The 24,636-nt window shown below is 72.5% G+C and carries 21 protein-coding genes and 2 pseudogenes; 11 read left to right on the top strand and 12 right to left on the bottom strand.

Annotated elements, in window-relative coordinates:
* The first annotated feature begins 44 nt into the window (after nucleotides 1–44).
* Genes ACFY0I_RS38160 through ACFY0I_RS38150 form a run of 3 tightly spaced genes read left to right on the top strand, consistent with a single transcriptional unit; the run spans nucleotide 45 to nucleotide 2,402 of the window.
* Complete coding sequence (locus ACFY0I_RS38160) at nucleotides 45–353, top strand: DUF742 domain-containing protein (protein WP_388904288.1); 309 nt, start codon at nucleotides 45–47, stop codon at nucleotides 351–353.
* Complete coding sequence (locus tag ACFY0I_RS38155; protein ID WP_388904287.1) at nucleotides 334–957, top strand: ATP/GTP-binding protein; 624 nt, start codon at nucleotides 334–336, stop codon at nucleotides 955–957. Before ACFY0I_RS38160 ends, ACFY0I_RS38155 begins: the two co-directional genes overlap by 20 nt.
* On the top strand, nucleotides 954–2,402 hold the full coding sequence (locus ACFY0I_RS38150; RefSeq protein WP_388904286.1) for a cytochrome P450: 1,449 nt from the start codon (nucleotides 954–956) through the stop codon (nucleotides 2,400–2,402). Before ACFY0I_RS38155 ends, ACFY0I_RS38150 begins: the two co-directional genes overlap by 4 nt.
* An 87-nt stretch (nucleotides 2,403–2,489) precedes the next feature.
* Here ACFY0I_RS38150 and ACFY0I_RS38145 read toward each other — a convergent pair whose 3' ends face one another.
* The 3 genes from ACFY0I_RS38145 to ACFY0I_RS38135 form a co-directional block, all read right to left on the bottom strand.
* Nucleotides 2,490–3,521, bottom strand: a complete 1,032-nt coding sequence (locus tag ACFY0I_RS38145; protein ID WP_388904284.1) for a hypothetical protein — start codon at nucleotides 3,519–3,521, stop codon at nucleotides 2,490–2,492.
* Nucleotides 3,522–3,810: 289 nt separating this feature from the next.
* The gene (locus tag ACFY0I_RS38140) at nucleotides 3,811–5,601 is read right to left on the bottom strand and encodes a methyltransferase (protein ID WP_388904283.1); all 1,791 of its coding nucleotides are present in this window, start codon (nucleotides 5,599–5,601) and stop codon (nucleotides 3,811–3,813) included.
* A 123-nt stretch (nucleotides 5,602–5,724) separates the two neighbouring features.
* The gene (locus ACFY0I_RS38135) at nucleotides 5,725–6,894 is read right to left on the bottom strand and encodes a 4-hydroxybenzoate 3-monooxygenase (RefSeq protein WP_388904325.1); all 1,170 of its coding nucleotides are present in this window, start codon (nucleotides 6,892–6,894) and stop codon (nucleotides 5,725–5,727) included.
* A 286-nt stretch (nucleotides 6,895–7,180) separates the two neighbouring features.
* On the opposite strand from ACFY0I_RS38135, the gene ACFY0I_RS38130 reads away from it, so the two are divergent.
* Nucleotides 7,181–7,681, top strand: coding sequence for a DUF4232 domain-containing protein (locus tag ACFY0I_RS38130; protein ID WP_388904282.1), 501 nt, complete (start codon nucleotides 7,181–7,183; stop codon nucleotides 7,679–7,681).
* An 82-nt stretch (nucleotides 7,682–7,763) separates the two neighbouring features.
* Here ACFY0I_RS38130 and ACFY0I_RS38125 read toward each other — a convergent pair whose 3' ends face one another.
* The gene (locus ACFY0I_RS38125; protein ID WP_388904280.1) at nucleotides 7,764–8,612 is read right to left on the bottom strand and encodes an aldo/keto reductase; all 849 of its coding nucleotides are present in this window, start codon (nucleotides 8,610–8,612) and stop codon (nucleotides 7,764–7,766) included.
* Nucleotides 8,613–9,095: 483 nt separating this feature from the next.
* Between ACFY0I_RS38125 and ACFY0I_RS38120 the strand changes: the two genes are divergently transcribed.
* Nucleotides 9,096–10,841: a putative Ig domain-containing protein gene (locus ACFY0I_RS38120; RefSeq protein ID WP_388904279.1), complete on the top strand. Its 1,746-nt coding sequence runs from the start codon at nucleotides 9,096–9,098 to the stop codon at nucleotides 10,839–10,841.
* Between the two features lie 157 nt (nucleotides 10,842–10,998).
* Here the strand turns inward: ACFY0I_RS38120 and ACFY0I_RS38115 are convergent, their stop codons facing one another.
* Nucleotides 10,999–13,839: a LuxR C-terminal-related transcriptional regulator gene (locus ACFY0I_RS38115; RefSeq protein WP_388904278.1), complete on the bottom strand. Its 2,841-nt coding sequence runs from the start codon at nucleotides 13,837–13,839 to the stop codon at nucleotides 10,999–11,001.
* Between the two features lie 147 nt (nucleotides 13,840–13,986).
* A complete protein-coding gene (locus ACFY0I_RS38110) occupies nucleotides 13,987–14,898 on the bottom strand; it encodes a CDP-diacylglycerol diphosphatase (protein WP_388904277.1) in 912 nt (303 codons plus the stop codon).
* Between the two features lie 261 nt (nucleotides 14,899–15,159).
* On the opposite strand from ACFY0I_RS38110, the gene ACFY0I_RS38105 reads away from it, so the two are divergent.
* Both ACFY0I_RS38105 and ACFY0I_RS38100 read left to right on the top strand, forming a co-directional pair.
* Nucleotides 15,160–15,645, top strand: a complete 486-nt coding sequence (locus ACFY0I_RS38105; protein ID WP_388904276.1) for a DUF2975 domain-containing protein — start codon at nucleotides 15,160–15,162, stop codon at nucleotides 15,643–15,645.
* Nucleotides 15,645–15,878, top strand: a complete 234-nt coding sequence (locus tag ACFY0I_RS38100; protein WP_388904275.1) for a helix-turn-helix domain-containing protein — start codon at nucleotides 15,645–15,647, stop codon at nucleotides 15,876–15,878. The genes ACFY0I_RS38105 and ACFY0I_RS38100 overlap by 1 nt, the downstream gene beginning before the upstream one ends.
* A 509-nt stretch (nucleotides 15,879–16,387) precedes the next feature.
* On the opposite strand, the gene ACFY0I_RS38095 is transcribed toward ACFY0I_RS38100, so the two are convergent.
* Complete coding sequence (locus ACFY0I_RS38095; protein ID WP_388904273.1) at nucleotides 16,388–16,873, bottom strand: hypothetical protein; 486 nt, start codon at nucleotides 16,871–16,873, stop codon at nucleotides 16,388–16,390.
* A gap of 321 nt (nucleotides 16,874–17,194) precedes the next feature.
* On the bottom strand, nucleotides 17,195–17,716 hold the full coding sequence (locus ACFY0I_RS38090) for a DUF4265 domain-containing protein (RefSeq protein WP_388904272.1): 522 nt from the start codon (nucleotides 17,714–17,716) through the stop codon (nucleotides 17,195–17,197).
* 314 nt (nucleotides 17,717–18,030) lie between these two features.
* On the opposite strand from ACFY0I_RS38090, the gene fabV reads away from it, so the two are divergent.
* Nucleotides 18,031–19,257, top strand: a complete 1,227-nt coding sequence (fabV, locus tag ACFY0I_RS38085; protein WP_388904271.1) for an enoyl-[acyl-carrier-protein] reductase FabV — start codon at nucleotides 18,031–18,033, stop codon at nucleotides 19,255–19,257.
* 24 nt (nucleotides 19,258–19,281) lie between these two features.
* On the opposite strand, the gene ACFY0I_RS38080 is transcribed toward fabV, so the two are convergent.
* Nucleotides 19,282–19,647: a darcynin family protein gene (locus tag ACFY0I_RS38080; protein ID WP_388904270.1), complete on the bottom strand. Its 366-nt coding sequence runs from the start codon at nucleotides 19,645–19,647 to the stop codon at nucleotides 19,282–19,284.
* The gene (locus ACFY0I_RS38075) at nucleotides 19,637–20,554 is read right to left on the bottom strand and encodes an NAD(P)H-binding protein (protein WP_388904268.1); all 918 of its coding nucleotides are present in this window, start codon (nucleotides 20,552–20,554) and stop codon (nucleotides 19,637–19,639) included. The genes ACFY0I_RS38080 and ACFY0I_RS38075 overlap by 11 nt, the downstream gene beginning before the upstream one ends.
* 130 nt (nucleotides 20,555–20,684) lie before the next feature.
* On the opposite strand from ACFY0I_RS38075, the gene ACFY0I_RS38070 reads away from it, so the two are divergent.
* Nucleotides 20,685–21,608, top strand: a complete 924-nt coding sequence (locus ACFY0I_RS38070; protein ID WP_388904323.1) for a LysR family transcriptional regulator — start codon at nucleotides 20,685–20,687, stop codon at nucleotides 21,606–21,608.
* A 189-nt stretch (nucleotides 21,609–21,797) separates the two neighbouring features.
* The gene (locus ACFY0I_RS38065) at nucleotides 21,798–22,694 is read left to right on the top strand and encodes an aminoglycoside phosphotransferase family protein (RefSeq protein WP_388904267.1); all 897 of its coding nucleotides are present in this window, start codon (nucleotides 21,798–21,800) and stop codon (nucleotides 22,692–22,694) included.
* Between the two features lie 976 nt (nucleotides 22,695–23,670).
* Here the strand turns inward: ACFY0I_RS38065 and ACFY0I_RS38060 are convergent.
* Nucleotides 23,671–23,853, bottom strand: a pseudogene (locus ACFY0I_RS38060) (cysteine hydrolase); the annotation flags it as partial.
* A 165-nt stretch (nucleotides 23,854–24,018) separates the two neighbouring features.
* On the opposite strand from ACFY0I_RS38060, the gene ACFY0I_RS38055 reads away from it, so the two are divergent.
* The gene (locus ACFY0I_RS38055) at nucleotides 24,019–24,408 is read left to right on the top strand and encodes a hypothetical protein (RefSeq protein WP_388904265.1); all 390 of its coding nucleotides are present in this window, start codon (nucleotides 24,019–24,021) and stop codon (nucleotides 24,406–24,408) included.
* Nucleotides 24,409–24,553: 145 nt separating this feature from the next.
* Here ACFY0I_RS38055 and ACFY0I_RS38050 read toward each other — a convergent pair.
* Nucleotides 24,554–24,636 (bottom strand): annotated as a pseudogene (locus ACFY0I_RS38050) (IS5/IS1182 family transposase); the annotation flags it as partial.

Below are 24,636 nucleotides of genomic sequence, written 5' to 3'. Positions count from 1 at the left end.
CATCAGAGAATCAGAATCCGTGGGATGAGGGCACCCCCGTTCCGTTGTACGTCATCACCGGCGGCCCGGCTTCCGCGGCGAAGACCTTCGACCTGGTCACCCTCATCGCGGCGAGATCCGAGCCCGACCCCTCGATGCAGCCCGAACAGGCGGCCATCCTCTCCCTGTGCAGCTACCCGCTCTCGGTGGCCGAGCTGTCGGCGTACCTCAGCCTCCCGTTCAGCGTCGTCACCGTGCTGCTGTCCAAACTCGTCGAAGAAGAGCGGCTCGAAGCCATCGCACCCGTACCGGTGGCTGCCTTCCCCGAACGCGGCCTGCTGGAGGCGGTGATCCATGGACTACGCAAACTCTGAAGCACTCGGCGCCGCCCGGCGGGACGCGGGCATGCTGCTCTCGCACGGCGCCAGGGGAGTCAAGGTGGTGGTCGTCGGCGGCTTCGGGGTGGGCAAGACGACCCTGGTCGGAGCGGTGAGCGAGATCCCGCCCCTGACCACCGAGGAGACCATGACGCAGGCGGGCGTCGGCATCGACCACAACCCCGGCGTCTCGGGCAAGAACACCACGACCGTCGCACTGGACTTCGGCCGGATCAGCATCAACCAGGAGCTGATCCTCTACCTGTTCGGCACCCCCGGACAGGAGCGCTTCTGGTTCCTGTGGAACGGCATCTTCGAAGGCGCCCTCGGCGCCGTGGTCCTCGTCGACACCCGCACGATCGAGGTCTGCTTCGAGGTCATCACCCGACTCGAAGACCGCCGCGTCCCGTTCGTCGTCGTCGTCAACACCTTCCCGGAGGCCCCCCAGTACCCCCTGCCCGACCTGCGCACCGCCCTGGCCCTCAGCGACTCCGTACCCATCGTCACCTGTGACGCACGGGACCGGGCGTCCTGCCGCGACGCCCTGCTCTCGCTGATGGTCTACCTGTGCAACCTTGCCGCCGCCCAGGAGACCGCATGACCTTCCCACCCGCTGAACACACCACCGAGTACGGCGGTTCGGTCCCGCCCCCCGGATGCCCGGCCCACACCGCCACGGGACCCGACGGAGCCACCCGCCTCTACGGCCCCGCCGCGGAGACGGACCCGATGGGCCTGTACGAGGAACTCCGGGCCACGCACGGCCCCGTGGCGCCCGTCCTGCTCGACGGGGACGTACGCGCCTGGCTCGTCCTCGGCTATCAGGAGAACCGGGACGTGGCCAGCCGCCCCACCCAGTTCTCCCGCGACCCCCGCGTCTGGCACGGCTGGAGGAGCGGGGAGATCGACCCCGCCACCTCCCCCCTCGTCCCCATGATCGGCTGGCGACCCGACTGCGTCTGCGCGGACGGCGAGGAACACCAACGCCTGCGCGGCGCGGTCACGGCCGGCCTGAGCCAGTTCGACCACCGCGGGGTCCGCCGCCACATCACCCGCTTCTCCCACCAGGTGATCGACACGTTCAGCGAGAGCGGCGAGGCGGAACTGGTCGGCCAGTTCACCGAGCACGTCCCCATGCTGACCCTCACCCACCTGCTCGGCATGTCGGAGGAGGACGGCCCCGGACTGGTGCACGCCGCCCGCGACCTCTTCAAGGCCACCGAGACCTCGCTGGCCAGCAACGCCTACGTGCTGCGGAGCCTGGAACGCCTCGTCATCGCCAAGCGGAACCGGCCGGGACAGGACATCGCCTCCGCACTGCTCGCCCACCCCGCCCGCCTCACGGACGAGGAGGTCCAACACCACCTGCGCCTCATCCTGCTCGCCGGGTACGAGACGACCGCCAACCTCATGTCGAACGTCCTGCGCATGGTCGTCACCGATCCCCGGTTCCGCGGCTCGCTCGCGGGCGGCCAGATGACGCTCCCGGAGGCCGTGGAACAGGTCCTCTGGGACGAGCCGCCCCTGATGGTGTGCCCGGGTCGCTGGGCCAACGGCGACACCGTCCTCGGCGGCCGGCAGATCAGGGCGGGGGACATGCTCCTGCTGGGCCTGGCGGCGGGGAACGTGGACCAGTCGATCCGCAGGGACCCCTCGACCCCCGTCCACCACAACCGCGCGCACCTGGCCTTCAGCGCCGGCCCCCACGAGTGTCCCGGTCAGGACATCGGCCGCATCATCGCCGACACGGGCATCGACATCCTGCTGACCCGGCTGCCCGACATCGCCCTCGCCGTCCCGGAGGAGGCCCTCACCTGGCGTTCCTCCACCTGGGCCCGGCACCTGACGGCGCTGCCCGTCACCTTCGCGCCACGTGCCCCGAGGCCGCAGGACGCCCCGGCCCCGCTGCCGGCCGCTCCCGTCCGCAGTGACGGAACGCCCCGTCCGGCGCCGCCGCGACCCCTGACCGAGCCCGTGGTCTCGCACCGGCTCCAGCCCCGCACCTCCTGGTGGGAGCGCCTCACCCGCCTGTTGAGGGGGCGGTAGACGGGCCGGCCGACTGCCGGCGAGCAACGCGGAGGAGGGGTGCCGAAGTCCATCGGCACCCCTCCTGCGCCGTCGGCCCCGCGGCCGTCATTCGGAGAACGGCTCGTCCGCGCAGGCGTACCGGGGCGCCCCCGTGTACCAGGCGTGCAGACCGGAGAGGAAGCCGCAGGCACCCCCGAGCCACCTGTCCAGCTCCGCCCGCTCGTCGCGGTGCAGTCCGGCGCGCTGCACGAGCTGGACGAGGTCGGTCCGCCTGAGGTGTTCGAAGTCCCGCAGGCGGGCGTTCACCAGGTTCAGGGCGCCGGGCACGGCCTCGTGGAGACCGATGCCCAAGGACGAACCGAGCACCACGACGAGGTTGTTGACGTCGCGCTCCTCGTGCACCTCCCGCTCGTAGGACGCGAGGTCGTTCGCCAGTCCCATGAAGTCCATGAAGGCGTCGAGCAGCGCGCGGACGGTCCGGCTGTGCCGGATCTGCTCGGGTATTCGCGCTCCGGTCGCCAACTCGACGGAGTAGGGCGCGGTGTGGGCGGCGAAGCTGTCGCGCCGGAACGCCGGGTAGTCGATCAGATGGGGAACACGGCCGCTGAGACTGTTCGCGAGTTCCTCGACCCCCGCGTCGACGTACCGCACGAGGTGCTGGTTGAACTCGCGCCGCCAGTGCGCCAGCCCCGGCGGGAACAGGCACCGCTGAAGGTCGGCGATGCCGCGCTCGACGGCGTTCGTCGGTTCCGGTAGCCGAGTCCCTGGCTCCGGTCGCAGGAACTCGTGGAGCCGGGCGGTGAACACCACCGCGCCGGCGAGGTCGCCCGTCTGCTTGAAGGTGGTGGCGAAGTGGTCGTCCCAGGCCAGGGCCCACACGTTGAAGCGGTGGTTGAGGCGCAGGTCGGCGAGGGAGGCGTCGGGGAGGGTCCAGGCGGTCAGCTGGTCCACGGTCATGGCGTGGAACTTGGGCCTGCTCCAGATCGGGCGAGCGGTCGACGGCCCGAGGTGGCCCTCCAACATGCCCATGTCGCGCGCCCAGGACTCGTTCTCCGCGTGCAGGGCCGGCAGGTGCGGATTCACTCGCAGCGGATAGGGCATCCACAGCTGGGGGAGCTCGACGGTACGCACGGTCATGGGGACCAGACTCCTTCTCTCTCCGGCCCGCACGCTCTGCGGACCACCACACGGGCGACCGACCGGGGCAGGCCGGGTCGCCCGGGCGTTCTCACCTGGCTGCTGGGAATGGGAAGCACGCCCTTCGGGCGGCACGGCGGAGGGGTGCGGGACGTCCTACTTGTGCCCGCAAGTGGTCGAAACGTCCCTTCTTGAGGCCGGATCGTGTCGATCCTGAAGCTCTCCACCCCTGCCCGCCGCGAACGACCGGCAATCCCACAACAGTCCCTGACCTGCGGTCAGGGCATATTCACAGCCCGAACGGAACGAATTCCCCAGGCGAGACTTTTCGGACTCCCGCAGGAAGGCGTTCCGCCCTGCGGGCGTGCAGGGTGTGCGCGCCCAGGGGGAGGGGGGTGTGGCCGACCATCCGCAGACCGCAGTCGGCCAGCAGTCGGGCGTAGTGGTCCGCGGTGCGCTCCTGGCCGCCCGTGTTGCACATCATGTGGAGGTCCCACGCGGTGGCGAGGGACGGGGCGCCGTCCGCCGGCAACAGACGCTCGACGATCAGGAGATCGGCGTCCGGGGGCATCGCCGCGGCGCAGTGCCGCAGGATGTCGCGGCACCGCTCGTCGTCCCAGTCGTGCAGGACCCGGGAGAGCAGGTAGACGTCACCCCCCTGCGGCACGTCCGCGAAGTCACCGGCCCGGTAGTCGCACCGGGCGCCGACGGGGCCCGCCGCGAGCCGGGCACGGGCCGCCGCGAGGACCTGGGGGCGTTCGAGGAGGACACCGCGCAGGGCGGGGTGGCGCGACAGGACCCGGTCCAGGAGCTCGCCGGTCCCGCCCGCGATGTCGACGACCGTGCGGTGGCCGCCGTGGGCGGTCGCGGCGGCGACCAGGACCGGATGATCGGGCAGGGGGACGAACATGGCGGCGGAGGCCGCCATGGACTGGTCGAACAGCGCGGCGAGTTCGGGGCTGCGCGCGAAGTGGTCGAAGTGGTTCTCGCCGTACAGGTGCTCGAAACCGGGCTGCCCGGTCCGCACGGTGTGCGTCAGGTGACCGAAGGACCGGTAGAAGGGGCCGCCGTACATCAGGGCCAGGGCCCGCATCGAGGAGGGGGCCCGCTCGTCCAGCAGCGTGCCGACCGGCGTGAGCCGGTACCCGCCCCCCTCCTCCGCGACCACGCCCAGCATGGTCAGGTACCGCAACAGGGTCGCCAGGCCCCCAGGGCGGGCGCCGACCTCCCGCGCCAGCTCGGCCGTACCCGCGCCGGGGCGTCGGCGGAGGGCCTCCGGGAGCCGCAGCTCCGCGCACGTCGCCAAGGCCTGGGTGGTCCAGGCGCCGGTCAGCATCCGCAGGAGCGATTCCGCGGGCCCCTCCGCGGTGTCGCGCCCGCCGGCGAGGTGCTCGTCCAGAACGTCGCGGTGATCGCCGCACGCGTACAACTCCACGCGCCGGTACACCGTCTTGGTGCCGGCGGGGGCGGTGAAGTAGAACACCGTCCCGTTCTCGTGCGGGTTGTACCCGCCGCCGTCGGGTGCGGCGCCGTGCCGGGCGAAACTCGCCAACAGGCCGCGCAGCACCAGCGGATCGGGCCGCACCACCTCGAACGCGAGGTGGGCCTCGTGCTCCTGGCGGCGTTCCCGCTCGGCGATCCGCTCCGATCCGGACCCCGGCGCAAGGGTCAGGGCGAACACCTCGACCGCCCGCCGCTCCCCGTTCGGGCCCGGAACCTCGGGCCGGAGAATCCTTACGTCAAGATCGGCCGGGTCGCGGTGGTGGCGCGCGGCGAGGCGGTGGCGGACGACGACGCTCGGCTGGGCCGCGTCCTCGCAGGCCAGTCCGCGGTCCGCGAGCTGCGCGCGCAGGGCCGGCTCGTCGGGCGGGAAGACGAGCAGCGCGGCGTGCGCGAAGCGGCACCGGTCGGTCAGGGCCCGCAGCTCGGGGCCGTCGAGGCCGGGGAGCACGCGCGCCAACAGGACGGAGGTGTCCTGCTCGCGAACGAAGTCGGCCGCCGCGCCCAACCGCGTCGCGTCGTCGTCGACGGGCGGCGGGGTCGCGGTGGTGGGCAGGGTGGAGCGGTCGTCGGAGTACATGCCTGTCCCTGTCGAGGAGGAGGGGGCCCGGGCCCTGAGCGCCGGCGCGGGCGCGGCCGTGCGCGCGGACGCGAACGGGCCCCGGCGGGGCGGTAACGGGTCCGGGAACGAAGCGGGGGCGGGTCAGATGCCGACGTAGTGGTCGGCGAACCAGTCCTGGGTGGACCGTGAGTCGCGCAGCGAGGCGATGCGGGAGGACCGCAGCCGCTCCTGGAAGGGAACGGCCGTCCCCTCCGCCTCGGACACACCGTGCAGGAGACCGATCATCCAGTGCGAGAACTCCTGCGCGCGCCAGACGTGGGCCAGGCACCGGTCCGAGTAGTGGTCGAGCGCCTCGGGGTCACCGCGGACGAGGTCGTTGGTCAGGGCCCGGGCCAGGATCTCGGCTTCCAGCACCGCGAGGTTGGCCCCCTTGGCGGCCGCGGGACTGATCAGCGCCGCGGCGTCGCCCACCAGGAACAGCGAGCCGTACCGCAGCGGTTCGAGCACATCGGATTCGAGATCGACGACGCCCCGCTGGAGGATCCGGCCGCGCCGCAGGGGGCCGTACTCGGCCGCGCGCATGCGCAGGGCCAACTCGTCCCAGATCCGCTCCTCGCTCCACGCTCCGGGCTCGTGTCCCCGTTCGCACTGGAGGTAGTAGCGGGTGTTCTCGGTCGAGCGCGCCATGTGTCCGGCGAAGCCGCGCGGGTGGACGGCGTACCCGACGGCGTCCATGCTCGGCGGTGCCTCGGCGAGCAGGCCGAGCCAGGACACGCCGTGGTCCCGCTGGTGACGGCGGACCGCCCCGGCCGGGAGGGAGCGCCGCCCCGCGCCGTGCCGACCGTCGCAGGCGGCGACGTACCGGGCCCGCCACCGCGCGGGCCGGCCGTCCCGGTCGCGCACCGTCACCGAAGGGCGGGGGCCGTCCGCGTCGGTGATGGCCGTGGCCTCGGCGCCGAACCGGACCCGCCCGCCGGCTTCGAGGAACCGCGCCAGCAGATCGGGGACCAGCTCGTGCTGGGGGTAGACGGTGTGCGGCTCGCCGCGGCCGAGTCGGCCGTACTCCAGACGGAAACGTCCGTCCTCGGTGCGGAACTCGCAGACGCCGTGCTCCTGACCACGCCGACGCAGCCCTTCGTCCAGGCCGTTGCGGGCGAGGACCCGCACGGTGTGGGCGGCGAGGAAGCCGGCCCGTGCCCGGTGGTGGAGGTGCTCGCGCTCGGCGCGCTCCAGGACGACGCAGTCGATCCCGCTCCGGAGTAAGAGGTTCCCCAGCACCAGCCCGGCGGGACCGGCGCCGACGATCACCACATCAGCCGAGTCCTGCGCGACTCGGGCGTACTTACTTTCTGTCACGGAAGTGGATCTTAGGGACTGTCGGATGGACGGACCGGCGAAGATCACCCGTATGCCCGGTCGGAAGAGAAAAGGATTCTTCCGCAGCGCCGTGAGGGCGCCGCGCCCGGCATGCGGCGACGGGCGCCGCCGAGCCCCGGGTGCGGATGGCGCCGACGGAGCGTCGGGGCGGCGTTCGCGGCGGCCCGTGGTTCCGTGGAGGGCGTTCGTGGAACCAGTCGGAAGGCAGGAAGAGTTCAGCATGCACACCAGCCGCACGTCCGTCGTCATCGCCGCCTGCATGTCGGCCGCCATCGCCGGCGCGGGAATCGCGCAGGCCGCCCCGGTGAGCCACGCGTCCGCCCCCTCGGCCTGTCGCCCCGCCAACCACCTCGCGCGGATCACCGCGGACCGCGCCGAATCCGGGCACCTCCACTACCGGGTCACGCTGACCGCACCGACGGGATACGAGGCGTGCCGGCTGGTCGGCTCCCCGACCGACGTGGCCTTCGCCGCGCAGGGCACCGCTCTCGGCGTCACCACCGAACGGTACGGCGACCAGAACACCGTGGTGACCTTCGGACCCGGACGCCCCGTCCACTTCGACATCCGGGTTCCCCAGCAGGGCCGCACGACCCCGGCGGACGAGGCGTCGTTCACGCTCGGCGCCCCGGGCGGCGCGATCCCGGGAACCTCCGTCGCCGACGGGGACTTCCAGGTGGCCACCGGCACCCTCATCGGCCCGATCCGAGCCGGAGCCTGACAGAGCCTGACAACGGCCCCCCGGCCCGCCCCTCCGGCGCCCGCACGGCGCTCCCGTGGGCGGGCGGGCGCGGAGGCGCCGATCAGCTGCCCAGGACGTGGCTGCCGAGCCGGCTGACCACGGCCGGATCGCGGTGGTCGAAGAACAGCGACGCGCCGGTGTCGAGGGCGGCGACGGCCGCCATCTGGTCGGGGGAGAGCTCGAAGTCGAACACGTCCAGGTTCTCCGCCATGCGCTCGGGCCGCACCGACTTGGGGATGACCACGACCCCGCGCTGGACGAGCCAGCGCAGCACCACCTGCGCCACCGACTTGCCGTGCGCGGCCGCGATCGCGCTGAGCGCCGGATGGCCGAAGAGGTTGTTGCGGCCCTCGGCGAAGGGACCCCAGGACTCGATCTGCACCCCGCGTTCCTCCATCAGCTCCTGGTCGGCGGTGCGCTGGTGGAAGGGGTGGGTCTCGACCTGGTTGACCGCCGGGGTGATCTCGTTGTGCTCGATCAGGTCCACGAGCCGGTCCCCGTGGAAGTTCGACACGCCGATGGCCCGCACGAGCCCCTCACCCCGCAGGGCCTCCATGGCACGCCAGGAGCCGTACACGTCCCCGTACGGCTGGTGGATCAGGTACAGGTCGAGGTGGTCCAGGCCGAGCTTGCGCAGCGAGGTCTCGAAGGCGCGGCGCGCCTGGTCCTCACCGGCGTCGGAAACCCACAGCTTGGTGGTGACGAACAGGTCCTGACGCGGGATGCCGGCGGCCCCGATGGCCCGGCCGACGGCCTCCTCGTTGCCGTAGGCCGCCGCGGTGTCCAACGACCGGTAGCCGGCGGCGAGGGCGTCGCCGACGGCCCGTTCGGTCTCCTCGGGCGGGATCTGGTACACGCCGAAGCCCAGGACGGGCATCTCGACGCCGTTGTTCAGGGTGACGTTCTGCATGGGGGTCCTTGTCCTTGTCGACGTCGGGGGACGGGCGAGGGGAACGCGGGAACGGATCCCGGGGCGAGCGGTCGAGGGCACCTCGCCGGCCGTACGGGTCCGTACCCGTCCACCCCTACCCGCTGTCGGTCGCGGCCTCCCGACCGGTACTCCACGCGGGTCGTAGGCGTCGCCCGCAGCCGCGGATGGATCCGGCCCGGCACCCCGGGGCCGCGCCGGCTCCCCCCGCCCGCCCGGCGCGTTGCAAGGGATCTCCCCGCTGTTCACGGCCGTCACCGACCCCCGAGGCTGTGGCCAGTCCCGAACGGGCCCATCGGCCGACCCGGCGCCGAACGGCCCTGCGGGACACCGCCCGCGACCCACGAGGTCGGCGTGCGGTGTCGCGGAGCGGCCGTCGCCCGTCGACCCGAGCGATGCGTCCCTCCGGCGGCCCCACCCCGGTGCCCTCCACACCGGCCCCCTTCGTGAAAGGGAAAGACCCCCATGCGCCCCGTACGAAATCATCACGTCCTCACGGGAGTCGTCGCGGCCACCGCCCTGATGGCACTCGGCACGCTGCCCGCCCACGCCGGCTCCTCCCCGGACCCGGCATCACCGGATCCGGCGGCGTCCGTACCGGCCGACGTGCGGGCGGCGATGGCCCGCGACCTCGGCCTCTCCGCCGACGGCGTCCGCGACCGGATAGCCGCCGAACAGGCTGCGGACCGGGTCGCGACGGCCGTCCGCGCCACGGTGGGCGACCGCGTTTCCGGCGTCTGGTTCGACGCCGCCGACGGCCGACTGCACGCCGCGGTCACCGCCCCCGCCGACGCCGCCGCGGTCCGCCGTGCCGGAGCCGTCGCCGAGCAGGTCGATCACTCCGCGGACCAACTCGAAGCCGTCGCACGGCAGATCGGCGCCTGGGCCCGGAACGCGCCGGGCCTCCTCTCCTGGGGTCCCGACGTCCGCGCCAACCGGGTCGCGGTCGTCCTCGATCCCACCCGGGCCACCGCCGTGCTCCGGACCCGCCTCGCCGCGTTCGCAGGCCTGGTGGACGTCACCGAGTCCACGGACGGCCCCCGCCAGCAGGGCGGCAATGTCGTCGGCGGTGAGAAGTGGGTGCCCGGCAGCGAGAGCCCCTGCTCGATCGGCTTCCCCGTCACCCGTACCAGCGGCGGTGCGAAGGCCTTCCTGACGGCCGGTCACTGCACCAACGACGTGGGCCAAGCCGCCTACGGCAAGGACGGCACCCGCGTCGGAACCTCCAACAAGAACGGCACGGGCAGCGTCAACGCCGCGGAGGGCGACTTCGGCATCGTCGACGTCGACCAGGCCGGCTGGGAGCTCGCCCCGACCGTGTCCGGCTGGGGCAAGGGCGACGTCACCCTCACGGGTACGGCCGAAGCCGTGGTGGGGACGGCCGTCTGCCGCTCCGGCCAGACCACCGGCTTCCAGTGCGGCGAGGTCACCAAGGTCGACCAGAGCGTCGACTACGGCAACGTCGTCATCAACGGCCTCTCCTACTCCAGCGCCTGTTCCGCCGGCGGGGACTCCGGCGGCAGCTACGTGACCGCGACCGGCGGCAAGGCAGTCGGCCTGCACTCCGGCGGCGGCAGCGCCACCTGCAGCAGCGGGAGCGGCGAGAAGTTCACCATCTTCCAGCCCGTCAACGAAGCACTCGCCAGGTTCGGCGCCGCACTGGCCACCTCCACCCCGCAGCCCGGCGGGGTCACCGTGGCCGCCGTGTCCGCGAAGTCCCACCCCACGGGCAGCCCCGTCGAGCTGAAGAACGGCGCCGAGGGCGGGACGGCCCCCTACACCTGGTCGGCGACCGGTCTCCCGGCCGGCCTGTCCATCGCCCCGGCGACCGGCACGGTCTCGGGAACCCCGACCGCCGCCGGCACCCACGCGGTCACCGTCACGGCCACCGACAGCGCCGGCAAGAAGGGCAGCGCCTCCTTCACCTGGACCATCACCTCCACCGGTTCCGGCAGCCCGACCCTCACCGGCCCCGGCAACCAGACCCTCTACGTCGGCCGCCCCGTCACCCTGCCGCTGACCGCCACCGGCGGAACCACTCCGTACGCCTTCACCGCGACCAACCTGCCCGCCGGCCTCACGATCAACGCGGCCACCGGCGTCATCTCCGGTACCCCGAGCGGCTGGGGCTTTCGCAACGTGACCCTGACGGTCACCGACGCGGCCGGCAAGAAGTCGACGGTCACGGCCACCTTCACCATCTGGTCCTGACCGGCGTGAGCGGCCCGCGGTCCCGGCGGTGGGGGCGCGATCGCGGGCCCGCACCGTTGCCCCGCCTCCGGAACCTGGAGGCGGGGCAACGGTGCGGCACACGACCGACTGACCGGCCGTACGGCGGGCCGCGGGGACGGGGCCGCAGGCCGGTCCGTCAGGCGTCCCAGGACCCCGTGCGGGCCGCCAACTCGGTGCGGTTGCGGACGCCCACCTTGCGGTAGACGCGGCTGAGCATCGCCTCGACCGTCTTGCGGGAGACGAAGAGCTGATGGGCGACCTCCGGATTGCTGCTGCCGCTGGTCACGAGGTCGACGAGGAGGCGTTCACGTTCCGTCAGCACGACCGCCGACGCCCCGCCGCCACGCGGCGGATGCTGCCGGAGCGCGCCCCCGTCCTCGTGCGCCGGGGCGGCCGTCGTGCCCGAGAGACGGGCGAGGTGACCGTCCGCGAGCGCACTCCACGGGTGAGCCGCGGCCGCGCCGAAGAGGGTGGCCGCCCCTTCCCACGCGGCCTTGGCGGCGCCCACCCGTCGCCTGCGCCGCTCGATCCGCCCCAGCGCCAGCAGGGTACGACCCTGTTCGACGGGGCGGCCCATCGCGGCGAAGGCCGCGGCGGCGTCATCGAGGAGTTCGACCGCCCGCCCCAGTTCTCCCTCCCGCGCGAGGCACACGGCGCGGGCCCGGGAGGCGGTGACCCGCACCATGGCGTGCGAGGCGTCGCCGGTGACCGATGCGTCGAGCTCCGCCAGCAACCCGTAAGCCCGGTCCGGCATCCCGGCGGTCGCGAACGCCTCGACGGCGTCGGGCCGCCACCGCAGGACCGCCGGATCACCGGCCCCCGAAGGGCCCTCGATGGAGCCGATCTCCTCGAAGACCGCCACGGCCTCCTCGATCCGACCGCTGTGCAGGTACACGGCTCCTGTGATCCACAGGCTGCGGGTCGTGTGCAGGACGTCCCCCTCGGCGCGGGACGCGTGCAGGGCCCGCCGCGCGTACTCCAGGGCCCGGCCGAAGGAACCGCCGCAGCCGTGCACGAGCGCGGAGGTGTACCAGGCCGGTCCCGGCGAGAGGTCGGCCTCCCGGGTGTGGACTCGGGCGCGGTCCGCCCAGGCCAGCGCACCCGCACACGCGCCGAGTCCGGCCTCGACCTCGGCGAGGCTGCGGCACAGGTCCGTGAGACCCTCGGCGCCCCCGGCGGCCTGGGCGAGGGGCAGGAGTTCCAGCAGCGCCGCCCGGGCCCGCGGCAGGTCCCCGTCGAAGACGGCGTGCCGGGCGGCCAGGTACTCGGGACTGTTGGAGACACCGAGCGCGCCGGGCGGCACCCCCAGGGCCAAGGCTGACTCCAGGGTGGTCCTGGCCTCGCCCGGCCGGCCGAGGAGGCGTGCCATCCGGGCCGCCATCGTCAGCGCCGCCGCGTGCAGGCCGTCGTCCCCGGCGCTCCGCGCCAGCGCGGCGGAACGGGTGGCGTGCAGGAAGGAACGCTCGAAGTCCGCGGAGGCGACGTTGGCCCTGACGGACGCCCGCAACTCGACGGCGGCCCTCAGCCGCGGATCGTCGCGCGCCGCTCCGCGGGCCTCGGCGAGGAAGGACTCGGTCGTGGCGAGGTCCTGGCCACAGGCGTCGACGACCGCCAGCAGCGCCCGCACCTGATGGGCGGGACGGCCGTGGTCGTCGACGATGCGCAGGGCCGCCCCGTGGGCGGCATCGACATCGCCGGCGGCGGCCGCCTCCTGGGCGGCGTCGGCCAGCCGATGTGACCTCAGGTCCGTCAGGTGGGGCGGGGTCAGGCGGGCCGCCAGCAGCATGAGTTCGGCCGACAGCGCGCGGTCGCCGCCCTCCCGCGCGGTCGCGGCCGCCCGCGCCGTCTCCTGCGCCGTGGGCCGGTCCACCCCCTCCACCGCCAGGGCCCGGTGCCGGGCGGCGCGTATCGGGTCGGTGACGGCGACGGCCAGCGCCGCGTGATCGCCCCGCCGCTCGGCGGCGGACCCGGTCCGGGCCGCCGCGTCGGCCAACGCCCGCGCCGCGAACCGGACGGCGCCGGACCGGGCGTCGGCCTCGTTCTCCGGGGAGACCAGCACCCCCGCCCGCACCGCGTGCGCGAGGTGCTCGTACGCCTCCGGGCACCCGGCCCGGTGCAACAGGTCGGTGTCGGGCCGGTGAGCCAGCGAAGCCACCCGCAAAGTCCGTAGCGCGCCGGCCGGTACGGTCCCCAGCCAAGCCTCGGCGAGACCCTCGACCCGCCGCAGCCCGTCGAGGGCGACCCGACCCGACGGCCGCCCGGAGGCGGGCCAATGCCGCACGAGCTGCGGAAGTCCCTCACAACAGGCCGCCAGCAGCGCACGGTTGCCGCCGCAGTGGCGCAGCACGGCGCCGCTCCAGCGCGCCGAAAGGCCGAGTGCCTCCAGCCGGTCGGAAACCTCCTCCTGCCCTGCGGGAGACACGCTCACGACCGGCGGATGGCCGCCCAACAGGTCGGCCGAGCGCGCCGGCCACCGGACCGTCCGTTCCGCCGTCACCGCGCCGAGGAGCCGCCGGTCCACCGTCCGGAGCGCGTACCCCAGCACGTCGGCGCTGATCGGGTCGAGCCACTGGACGTCATCGACCGCCAACAGGACGGGAGACATCTCGCGCAGCGTCCGCGCCACCCGCGCACGGAGCCTCAACCGATCGGCGGGAACCGTCACCGCGACGCCGTCCGGCACGAGCCCCTCATCGAGCTGCATGAGCCCCGAGCCGGGCAGGTGCTCGTCACCGGGCCGGTTGTGCAGGCGCACCACCCGCCCCGTCCAGCGCCCGCACACGGCGGCCACCAGGGTGGACTTCCCCGCGCCCCACCCCCCGTGGACGGCGACCCGGCCGTGGAGCCCGAGCAGCCGGCCGGTCGTGTCGACGAGGGCGTCCCACCCGTCACCATCGGTTCCGGTCGCGGATCCGTCGTCCGGCCCGTCACCGCCGGGGATGCGCGGGGCCCGATCCCCGAATGCCGTTCCGCTCACCCGGTGCACGCTAGATCCCCCGGCCCGCGGGACCAAGCCCCCCGCCACCGTTCCCCCAGGGACGAGGGATCTCCCTGATGCCGGCGAGGGGGCGGGCCGCGCGGCGGTCGCCCACGTCACGCGCGATCCGGGGTCGGCCGGCCTCGGCTACGTGTACACGAGCAGGTGGTCGCAGGTGTCCGTCCCGTCGTGGAGCGAGCTGTCGCTGTTGAGGACGTAGAAGGTTCCGGTGAACCCCGTCGCGGCCATCTTCGGCACGACGATCAGAGTCTGGTCCGCCATGTTCAGCCCGAACCGCCGCACCACGTTGACGTTCAGCAGCGCGAAGAGGTTCTGCGTGAGGCTGTCGAGCCTGAGGATCCGGTAGGTGCGGTCGCCCGAGCCCAGCGTGCCCGTCACGAGCGCCTGGTACTGGAGGTCTCCCCAGTTCGAAGGCTGCGGGGCGATACGTCCCGCCGTCTCCAGGGCCTGCAGCCGTCGCTGCGTGCTGTCCCGGACACCCGCCATGTGGATGTGCAACTGGTTCAGACGCCGGGCGCTCCGCGAGTTGATCCCCAGCCCGATGTTGGGGTACTGCACGGGGACGTCGCCGCCGCGACGGGCGTTCTCCCACGCCTCGTGCCAGTAGTTCGCGACGGTGGACGTCACGAGGAACGGGCACTCGATGCCCGTGATCCGGCAACTGGGCAGGAGCAGATAGTTGTGCGGGGTTTCGGGCCTGCCGTGCAGCACCACGTGGTTGGGGGTGGTCTTGAGGCACGTCGGCCGCATCCCGCTCGGCGGAACGATTCCCTGCGTGCAGTACTGCACGTCCTGCCACAGCGGGTCGTTGTCGGCGGGACTGCCGCAGAGGCCCTGGAGACCGGACGGAGGGCAGGGGCTCGGTCCTCCGGGCGGGTTCGGAGCCGTGGGACAGGGGTCGGGAGTGGGAACCGGAGACGTCGCGGCGGCCGCATTGCCGCCGCCGGCGCCGGTCAGGAGCACTCCCGCACCCAGGGCTCCGGAAAGCGCCACGAATCGACGCCTGGGCACGCCGTCCGTCTCGCCGATGGCATTCATGTGTGAGCTCCCGTGGTCGACGTTCGTCGCTTCGACGTACTGACCGGGCGGGAGGGTGACGAGCCCGTCCGTTCGCCCCGCGCCGATCCGCTCACAAATTAGGCGCCGGCCCACTCATTTCCCGGCAACGGGGTGGGGGAGTCCCGCGCATTACTCCAGAAGGCCGTCATGCCGCACCGGCTCCCGCGGGCCATCCCGCCCCTTGCTCGACCTATCGAGATTCGATAGATTCACATCGTAAGTCGATGGAGGGATGGGGTCATGGGAAAGTTGGCGGTGCGTGCGCTCCGCGCCGTGCTCGTGGTGGTGCTCGCCGGCACCGTGCTCGTGCAGGCGATGATGGTGTGGACGTTGCTCACCGGTCAGGAGGACGAGTCGCTCCCGCTGACCCCGCTGCGCGTGATCGTGGTGCTGGGCATGGTGGCGGGCCAGGTGGCGCTGGTCAGCGTGTGGCGCTTGGTGGCCATGGTGCGGCGCGGAACGGTCTTCTCCCACGCCGCCTTCCGGTACGTGGACGCCGTGATCGGCGCGATCGTGGCGATCGCCCTCCTCTGGTTCGCGGTCACGGCCATCAACGCGCCGGGGCAGCGCGAGGACCCGGGCGTCACCGTCATCATGGGCGGGATCGGCCTGGCGATCCTGGGGGTCGCGCTCATCGTGCTCGTTCTGCGGATGCTGCTCGTCCAGGCCGTCGCGCGCGACGTCGAAGCGGCGCAGATGCAGGCCGAGTTGGACGAGGTGATCTGATGCCGATCGTCGTGGACATCGACGTGATGCTGGCCCGGCGGAAGATGTCCGTGGGCGACCTCGCGGACCGCGTGGGGATCACCCCCGCCAACCTGGCGGTTCTCAAGAACGGCCGCGCCAAGGCAGTGCGCTTCGCGACGCTCGCCGCGCTGTGCGAGGTGCTCGCGTGCCAGCCGGGCGACCTGCTGCGCTGGGAGGCCGAGGGCGTCGCGGACGAAGGAGGGGTCCCGTAGCGGGTGGTGAACCACCCGCCACCACACCGGCCTGACGCGCCGCGTCGACCGCGAGCCGGGGACGGCGGCCCGCCGCGCGGGCCCCGTCCGTACCGGCCCGCGCCCACCGGCCGGGGTGGGGTACCGGCGGCCATCCGATCCGGCCTTTGTCCATTGCCGCCCGCCGCTGCGCGCCCCGTCGGGACCAGGGCCGCGAGGAAGAGCAACGCCGCGAGCGGCAGGAGGTCCAGGCTGGTGACCAGCGTCCCCGTGCCGAGCAACACCAGCACCGGGCACCAGGCACTGGTCCGGCCCTGCGCGGCGAGCTGGCGGAGCCGCCAAGTGCGCGCCGCGGTGGGTCCCCCGAAGTCGATTCATCATGTACCGATCATGTTCGGGATGTCGGACCCCGTGATCAGGAATTCCCCCGAGCCACCCCAGACCCGGCCCTGACATCCCCGGGGCCGAGGCGGCGCCGGCGGTCGGGATCCCGCAGTCTGCCGACCGGTTCGGGCGTGCGCGTGCGGGGGTCAGCTCTCCGGCTGGGACCACCGCTTGACGATGTGCGGCGCCGAGAACGGAGCCGGCCAGGTTTGCAGTCGGAGCTCCTCCGTCGCTTCGGGTTCCTCGTCCGATTCCAGCCAACGGGTGGCTGCGGCGAGGTTCCGGCGAGAGACTCGGGCTCGGGTCCAGCCGGCGGGCACGTCGAAGCGGGCCGCGTCGTCGAGGCTGTCGGTGCAGCCCATCACCACGAGCCATCCTGAGGGCACGTGGAAACCGGCTTCGACGACATGGTCGAAGTCGTCGCTGTCATCGACGGGCCGGCCCGTGAGGACATGGACAGTGACCGCCACCGTGTCGTTGGCGGCGGTGCCGATGGCCAAGGCGTCTTCAACGACGCCGAGCCCGTCCCGATGCGTCTGCACGTTCCACACGTCGCCGAAGTCGCCCTCGGAGTTCTCGTCCAGGACGTGAATCTGGAAGTAGTCCGCGAAGACCTCAAGGTTTGTTGCCACGGAGGCATCATGCCTGCTGCCCGGGACCGGCCGCGGACCGGGGCGACGTCGCCCGCCGACGGGGCCGCCGACCGGATGATCCGCACACGAACCCCGCCTCGTTCGGAGGGGTTGCGGCTGAAAGGGTGCAAGGCCACCTGATGACGGCGAGGCCGGGGCGTGGGCATCGGGTCCGTCGTGCCGGCCGGACCTGGATGCCACCGCTGTCAGTTGCGTACTCCCGCCCTCGGCCCGGGAGGTACTGACGACCGTGAAGTGGGGCACACTTCAGCACGCCTACGGGAGCGCGGAGGCAGGGGACTTGTCGGCCCGCGCGCCGGGCTACGGCTGTGGTTCTTGGCCGGCGTTGCGCCACGCGTCGGTGACGCAGCCGAGCTCGAAGTGCCACCACCCCTCCTGTCGGCCGTGGATCAGCAACGCCTTGATCCGACCGAGGTCCGCGTCGGCCGGCACGGTGAAGGCGACCAGCGGGAAATCCTCGCTGTAGACCTCACCGCCCAGCCCGAACGGTGACAACCGCTCGTGTACTGCCCGAGCGCTTCGGCCCAGCGGACCGGAAGGAACGGGCAGGACCCGGAGGGTGCAGTTCCCCGATGCCTCCACCCGCTCCTTCGCCCAGTGGAGGCCGTCGGCGTCCGTCACGAACCGGACGACTTCGCCCTCGGCCACTCCGTCCTGCAAGAAGGGGATGTTCTCCACGCGGGCGGTATCACCGCTCAGCCGCTTGGCCCACAGTCCCTCGGTGTCGTGGGGCAGCCAGCCGTCACGCGGCACGAACCGGAACCAGACCTTGATCCGATCGCTCTCGGCAGTGATGGGCTCGGACGGGGTTGTAGAAGTCACGGTCCGAATCATCGCCCACCCTCCGCACCGCGCCTTCCGCGCCGAGCGCAGCGTCGTCCGGGGCGGGGTGGGCGAAGCCGTGACGGCCGGCGCGTCGAGGTCGCGCTGCTGGGGCGGGGACAGCGAGGAGGACGTCCCCACGCGTCGCGACCGCCGCCCACTCGGCCGCAAGTGGTGGAACGCTCCAAGACCGGAGCATGATCGTTGTTCCTGGTGGGGCAGTCCCGCTCGAGGGACCTGTCCCAGACTGGCAGGACGCGGTCGGCCGGGTTGGTCGCCGCGTCCGTGTCCCGGTCGACCCAAGGACTGCCATCGTGAGCGAACGCGTTCTCGCCCCCCGTAACCGGGGCTTCCTCTTCCTCGATTCCCACCCGGCGGGCTGCCGGCAGCTGGTGGCCGACATGTGGCAGGCATGCCCCGCCCCATCCAACGCCCCCGCCGGAGTTCAGGTGGATGACGGACCGGTCGCGCTGATCATCGGCTCGTCCGCCGGATACGGTCTCGCGGCCACACTCGCCGGACTCAAGCGCGCCGGCATCCGCGGCATCGCGGTGTCCTTCGAGAAGGCCCCCACGGTGCGCCGGACCGCGACGGCCGGCTGGTACCGCACCGCCGCCACCGCGGACATCGCCCGCGCGACCGGGCGGGACCTGGTCTTCCTCAATGGTGACGCGTTCTCCGACTCGATGAAGGACCAGGTCGCCGACCTCATCGAGCAGCGCTTCGGCGGTCGGCTGGACTACCTGATCTACTCGGTGGCCGCGCCCCGACGGACGGACCCGGACACCGGTGCCGCCTACGCCTCGGTCCTCAAGCCGATCGGCCGGACCAACCGGACCAAAACCCTCACCTTCGACGACGAGGGCGTTCCCGACGTCCGCGAGGTCGAGACGAAGCCGGCCGAGGGCGACGACGTACAGCAGACCGTGGCCGTGATGGGCGGCGCGGACTGGGAGCGCTGGATCGACCACCTCGCCGGGAGGGGACTGCTCGCCGACCGGTTCGCCACCGCCGCGTTGTCGTACATCGGCTCGTCGCTGACGGCCGCGCTCTACCGACAGGGCACCATCGGCGCGGCCAAGGCCCACCTGGAGGCCACCGCCCGCACCCTGAACGAGCGGCTCGACAGACTGGTGGGCGGGCGGGCCGTGACCTCCGTCAACGGCGCCGCCGTCACCCAGTCCTCCACCGCCATCCCCGGCATCGCCCTCTACACCGGCCTCCTGCGCGGGGTCCTCGGCGAGGGCCTCGTCCCGCCGATCGATCAACTCGCCGCCCTGTGGGACCAGCTCACCGGCGCCGCCCCGCTCGTCCTGGACGAAGAGGGCCGGATCCGCCTGGACACCTTCGAACTGACCGACGACGTCCAGGCGGCCGTGGCCGAGCGGTGGGAGAGCGCCACCACGGCGACCATCGCCGAGCTCGCCGACGTCGAGTGGTTCCGCGCCGAGGTCCGACGCCTGTACGGATTCTCCGTGCCCGGAATCGACTACGGCGCCCCGGTGGCCACCGACATCCCCTGGCCCGACCACACCTCCTGACGCCCGCCGGGCAGGGGAGCGGCGTCAGGTGGCGAGGGTGGCCACGGGCTCCAGGTCGTACGTACGGGCGTAGCCGTTCTCGGTGCCCACGAGCAGGTCGACGACCTCGAAGTAGCGGTCCCAGAAAGGAGTTTCGCGGAGCGCGTCGATCAGTAGCCGGTAGGCGTCGTGGTCGTCCGCCTCCCAGACCCAGATGTCGGTGACGCGCGCCGAGTAGAACTCCGTGTCGTAGAAGCGGGAGCGCACGCCGCGGGTGCGGGCCTCGATCACCGGGACGACCCGGGTGGTGAAGGCGTGCACGCGTTCGGCCACGGTCATCGCCAACCACTCCGGTGTGGTCTTGACCAGGATGAACGCGGTGACCGGCGGCCGGGTTCGGTCAGTGGGCATCGGTTGCCTCCGGTGCGGTGAGGACGGCGGGCCCCAGGGTCTGTGCGCACCACTGGGCGAATCCCGTGGCCGGACCCACCTTCGGGGAGCGGTCGACGCCCGAGTCCAGGCCCTGGTCCTTGGCGCGCTTCATGTCGACCATGCCGTCGACGAACGCCTCGTTGAGGCCGTGCCCGAGGAGGGTGGACCGCAGTTCGTCGAGCGGTTGGCGTCGGTAGCGGACCGGGCGGCCCAGTTCCTCCGTCATGATGCGGGCCAGGTCGTTCGGCGACAGGTCCTGCGGGCCGAGCACCGGAACGCTGTCGACACCGGTCCAGGAGCGGTCGAGCAGCAGCCCGGCCGCCGCCCGGGCGATGTCGGCGACGGCCACCAGCGGGGCCGGGCGGTCCGCGGCCCCGGTGTCGACGAAGACGCCGTGCTCGCGGATCGAATCGGCCTCCTCCAGCAGGTTCTCGAAGAAGGACGGATTGGCCAGGGCCCGGTAGGCGACGCCGGAACCGGCGATCAAGTCGTCCATGGCCAGGGAAGCGGTCACCAGCCCGGCCCGGTCGGCCTGCGGGGTACCCCGGCCGAGCGCCGAGACGCCGACGACATGGCCCACGCCGTGGGCCGCGAACGCTAGCGCGGCAGGGCGGGTGAAGCCGCTGTACGCCTCGTCGGGCGTGGTCGAGGCGTCCGGCGGAACCAGCCAGAAGACGGCGTCGGCCCCGGCGAAGGCGCGCTCGACGGTCGCGGCGTCGCCGTGGGAGCCGGTCACCACCTCGACCCGTTCGCGCACGGCCTCGGGGAGCCGGGCCGGATCGCGGACCACGACGCGCAACTCCTCTCCGCGTGCGGGCGCGGCCTCGACCAGCAGCGACAGCAGCCGCCGGCCGATGTTCCCGGTGGGGGCGGTAATGACGATCATGAAAACCTCGCGGTCTTTGTCGGATCGATGGGGCCTCCTCATCGTGCGGACGCCCCCCGCCTTGCCACAATGGGAACCTCGGCAACCCATCATTGCCAGAAACGGAATAATGCCGGTGAGCAGCACGAACATGAACCTCGACGCCAATCTTGCCGTCGCCCTCGACGCCCTGCTGGCCGAACAGAGCGTGACCCGCGCCGCCGCGCGGCTGCACACCTCGCCGGCGGCGATGAGCCGCACGCTGGCCCGGCTGCGCCGGGTGCTCCAGGATCCGCTGCTGGTGCGGGCGGGACAGGTGATGGTGCCGACACCGCGCGCCGAGGAACTGCGGGACGAGGCGGCCGCGGTGGTGCGCCGGCTGGAAACATTGCTCGCCCCGAGCGGCGGGATCGACCCCGCGGCGCTGGCGCGCACGTTCACCGTCCAGGCCGCTGACCTGGTCGGTGCGGCGCTGACGCCGGGTCTGCTCGCGCTGGCCCGCCGCCGGGCGCCGGGCGTCTCGCTGCGGGTGCTGGCCGAGGAATGGGAGGCCGGCCCCGCGCTGCGCGAGGGCCGGATCGACCTGGAGATCGGCGCCATCGACCACGTCGACCCGGAGACCCGGGTCGAGGAACTGGTCACGCTGCGGATGGCGGCCGGGGTGAGGGCCGGGCACCCGCTCGCCGAAGGACCCCTGACGGCCGCCGGGCTGGCCGCGGCCGAGCACGTGGCCGTCAGCCGCCGGGGCCGCTTCACCGGCCCGCTGGACGGGGCCTTGGCCGAGCGAGGGCTCAGCCGGCGGGTCAGCGCGGTCCTGCCCGGACACCTGGCGGCGATGACGCTGGCCGCGGCCGGCGACGCGGTCTGCCTGGTGCCGACCGCACTGCCGGGTGAGCCCCCATCACCCCTCAGCGGCACGGCGCACGCGCTGGGCCTGCGCCTGCTCGAAATCCCGCTGCCGCTGCCCCCTCTGACCATCGGCATGGCCTGGCACCCGCGTCACGACGCCGACGGAGCCCACCAATGGCTGCGCGGCGCCGTGCGCCGGGTACTGGGTCCGGCACGTGAGGAGTAGGCCGGGGTCCGGTCCGAAGGGTGAAGGAGCCCCGCGGGCGGATCGCCCTGTTCGGTCGCCGTGGAAGCAGGTGGCGGAGGCCGACGGATCGAAGGACCAATCGAAAAACCGATCGACAGACGACCCCGCGGGGCACTGTGATGGCTCCGATCGCCCGCCGCACGAAGCGGGCCCACAGCAGGAGTGCCCTTGACGACCGGGAACACCGCTGAACGCCGCCCCGCGATCGATGCCGCACTGGCCGGACGCCTGGTCGACGCCCAGTTCCCGCAGTGGGCCGACCGGCCCCTCACGCTTGTCGACCCGGCCGGTTCGGACCACGTGATCTACCGCCTGGGCGAGGACCTGTCCGTACGATTGCCCCGGCACGCGGGGGCAGTCGGGCAGGCCGCGAAGGAAGCCGAGTGGCTTCCCCGACTCGCACCTCACCTCCCCCTGGCCGTTCCCGTGCCGGTGGGCGTGGGGGAGCCCGCATTCGACTATCCGTGGCCGTGGGCGGTGTCCCGCTGGCTGGACGGCGAGGTGGCGACCACCGAGGCCTTGGCGGACTCGTCCCGCGCCGCCGTCCAACTGGCTCGATTCCTCAAGGCCCTTCAGGAATTCGCTCCCGAGTTCCCGGTCGAGGACGCTCGCGCGGACCTCGCGGGTCGGCCGCTGGCCCACCGGAACCGCGCGACGAGGGCCGCCATCGCGGAGGTCGCCGGTACGTTCGACGCCGCGGCCATGACCGAGCTGTGGGACGCGGCATTGAGCGCACCCGGTTGGGGCCGCCCTCCGGTGTGGTTCCACGGCGACTTCCACACCGGCAACCTGCTGACCGTCGACGGCCGCCTCAGCGCGGTCATCGACTTCGGCGAGCTCGGGATCGGCGATCCGGCCTGCGACCTGACCATCGCGTTCACCCTGATGTCCGCCGGGAGCCGCGCCGTGTTCAGATCCGAGCTCGGAGTCGACGACGCCACCTGGACCCGGGGTCGCGGCTGGGCCCTGGCCACCGGACTGAACGCCTACACCTCCTACGCCGCCGTCAGTCCGCGGGTCGCCGCGCAGACCACCCGTCAGATCACCGAGGCCCTGATCGGTTGACCAACGGATACCCGGCCCCGCATGCGATCTCGTCCACCTTTCCACGGGCCGGACGCCCGGACCCGCACGGGGAACGGCATGCCCTGGACGCTCTCATGGGCTCGGGCACCCACCGGGGCCACTCCCCCCGCCGGAGAAGCGTTCCCAGGCGGCTCGGCGCGCTTCATCGCCTCGTCGCCCGGCCTGTCGCAGAAGGAGCATGGGGGAGCGGGTCGGTGTGTACTGCGGGTCCATCCGATCTCCCTGACGCCGGTGAGCAGTACGGTGACCAGCCGTGGTCCGCGACCGCAAGGGGCGGCTCCGGGCGGAGCCGGTGGGAGGATGTGTACGTGGCCACCCACCGGGGGGCCACACACCCGATCCGGCGGCCGGGCAGGGACCAACAGGTGGGAGGGGCCGGTTCGTGAGGGTCGGAGATGCGTGGACGGTTGGCCCTGTGCGGGGGACCGAGGGGCGTGCAGCCCTGCTCCAACGGGTGAGAGGGGCTGCCGGTGGTGGGCGGGCCGAAGCCCTGATGCTCGTGTGCCCGACGTGCGGCTCGCAAGAGTTCGAGCTGAACGGGGAGTGCTGGTGCTTCGGTTGCTGCCTGCCCCTGGGCGTACCGAACGGCTGGGAGGACGGGTTTCCCGGGCAGTACCCCTGGCGGCTCGAGCCTTCGGGAGCCCCGCTTCCCCCATCCCTGTGCGGTCCGGGGAATCCGCCCGAACTCGTTCGGTGCGCGGACGGACATAACGTGTTCGAAGCCGCCGTCGCGGTCGTCCTCACCACCGACCGCAGGATCTGCGGACTCTCGTTGGCTCTGCGGTGCCCGGACGACGGGTCGTTGCACCTGTACATCAACAACGCGCGCGTGTTTCCGACCGGGACCGCTACGGCTGTGTTTCCGGCGCATCCCTGAAGGGCAGCCGTGGCGCGGGCTTCTCCGCCGGGAGGAGACGAGATGCGCCGGTCCCTCGTACGGCCGGTGCTGCCCGACTCAGGACGTGGCGCCGAACTCCACGCCCTTGGTCTCGACCGTACCGGCCGTCCGTCCGGGCGCGTTGTGGTGTGACCAGTACAGGTTCGTGTGCGCGATGACCTGCTGCGGCCCGGGCGCACCCATGGACGTCAGGTCCACCGTCGTGTGGGCGTCGCTGACCAGGACGGCGTCATAGCCCCTGGCGAGACGCCGTGGGCGTGGAGCGAACGCGGAAATCGCTCAGCACCCTGGTGCTGTGACCGGGTAGGTTCACCGGGATCGGGAGGCCGGGAGAGGGCCGTGTTGGCTGGGTCGTTTGGTCCGGTGTGGGGCTGATTGTGTCCCGGTCTCTGCGACGATGACCGCGTGAGCAAGCAGAAGTGGGAGACCCTGACTGAGTCGGAGAGGGCCTTCCTGATCAATTCCTATGAGATCGATATCCTGCCCGGCGTCTGGGGTGATCTCGAAGAAGCCGATCAGTCCTCGCCGGTCAGCGAACTGGCGCAGGTCTTGCTCGGTCTCGTCGACCGCGACTGGATCGAGGTGCGCAGGGTCGCGCCGTGGACTTCCCCTGCCGGGCAGGAAGGATTCCAGCCCGGCGAGCTGGTGCCTCGTGACCAGCTTCAGGCACTGCTCTGTGACGCGGCCAACTGGGAGTATCCCGAGGACGGCAACTGGATCGGCGCGTTGACCCTGGTCGAGACCGCGGAGGGACAGAAGATCACTCGTATGTCGCCCGGGGAGATGGAGGAGTAGGTCACCATCGCGTCTCTCTCTGACCGGCTCCGCCACCACGCCTCCCCGCACGGTTGGATGTCTGCCCACGTCCAACCGGTCCGGACCGGGCCACCGCCAACCCGGTGAACCTATGCGGTCAGAGCACTAGGGCCTGTCCGCAATGTCATTGTGGGAGCCAGAGTCGTAGGCAGGCGAGGGTGACGAGGGCTTTGTAGTGACGGGCTCGTTTGTCGTAGCGGGTGGCGA

This window comes from Streptomyces sp. NPDC001568 (genome assembly GCF_042893755.1).
In the GTDB taxonomy this organism is placed as follows: Bacteria; Actinomycetota; Actinomycetes; order Streptomycetales; family Streptomycetaceae; genus Streptomyces.
Note: the sequence above shows the minus strand (reverse complement) of the source record. Positions and strands in the feature narration are given on the sequence as shown.

What these genes read in the sequence shown, in the direction of transcription:
- ACFY0I_RS38155 (WP_388904287.1), top strand. Translation starts at nt 334, where the DNA reads ATGGACTACGCAAACTCTGAAGCACTCGGCGCCGCCCGGCGGGACGCG.
- ACFY0I_RS38150 (WP_388904286.1), top strand. Translation starts at nt 954, where the DNA reads ATGACCTTCCCACCCGCTGAACACACCACCGAGTACGGCGGTTCGGTC.
- ACFY0I_RS38145 (WP_388904284.1), bottom strand. Translation starts at nt 3,521, where the DNA reads ATGACCGTGCGTACCGTCGAGCTCCCCCAGCTGTGGATGCCCTATCCG.
- ACFY0I_RS38140 (WP_388904283.1), bottom strand. Translation starts at nt 5,601, where the DNA reads ATGTACTCCGACGACCGCTCCACCCTGCCCACCACCGCGACCCCGCCG.
- ACFY0I_RS38130 (WP_388904282.1), top strand. Translation starts at nt 7,181, where the DNA reads ATGCACACCAGCCGCACGTCCGTCGTCATCGCCGCCTGCATGTCGGCC.
- ACFY0I_RS38125 (WP_388904280.1), bottom strand. Translation starts at nt 8,612, where the DNA reads ATGCAGAACGTCACCCTGAACAACGGCGTCGAGATGCCCGTCCTGGGC.
- ACFY0I_RS38120 (WP_388904279.1), top strand. Translation starts at nt 9,096, where the DNA reads ATGCGCCCCGTACGAAATCATCACGTCCTCACGGGAGTCGTCGCGGCC.
- ACFY0I_RS38110 (WP_388904277.1), bottom strand. Translation starts at nt 14,898, where the DNA reads ATGAATGCCATCGGCGAGACGGACGGCGTGCCCAGGCGTCGATTCGTG.
- ACFY0I_RS38105 (WP_388904276.1), top strand. Translation starts at nt 15,160, where the DNA reads ATGGGAAAGTTGGCGGTGCGTGCGCTCCGCGCCGTGCTCGTGGTGGTG.
- ACFY0I_RS38100 (WP_388904275.1), top strand. Translation starts at nt 15,645, where the DNA reads ATGCCGATCGTCGTGGACATCGACGTGATGCTGGCCCGGCGGAAGATG.
- ACFY0I_RS38080 (WP_388904270.1), bottom strand. Translation starts at nt 19,647, where the DNA reads ATGCCCACTGACCGAACCCGGCCGCCGGTCACCGCGTTCATCCTGGTC.
- ACFY0I_RS38075 (WP_388904268.1), bottom strand. Translation starts at nt 20,554, where the DNA reads ATGATCGTCATTACCGCCCCCACCGGGAACATCGGCCGGCGGCTGCTG.
- ACFY0I_RS38070 (WP_388904323.1), top strand. Translation starts at nt 20,685, where the DNA reads ATGAACCTCGACGCCAATCTTGCCGTCGCCCTCGACGCCCTGCTGGCC.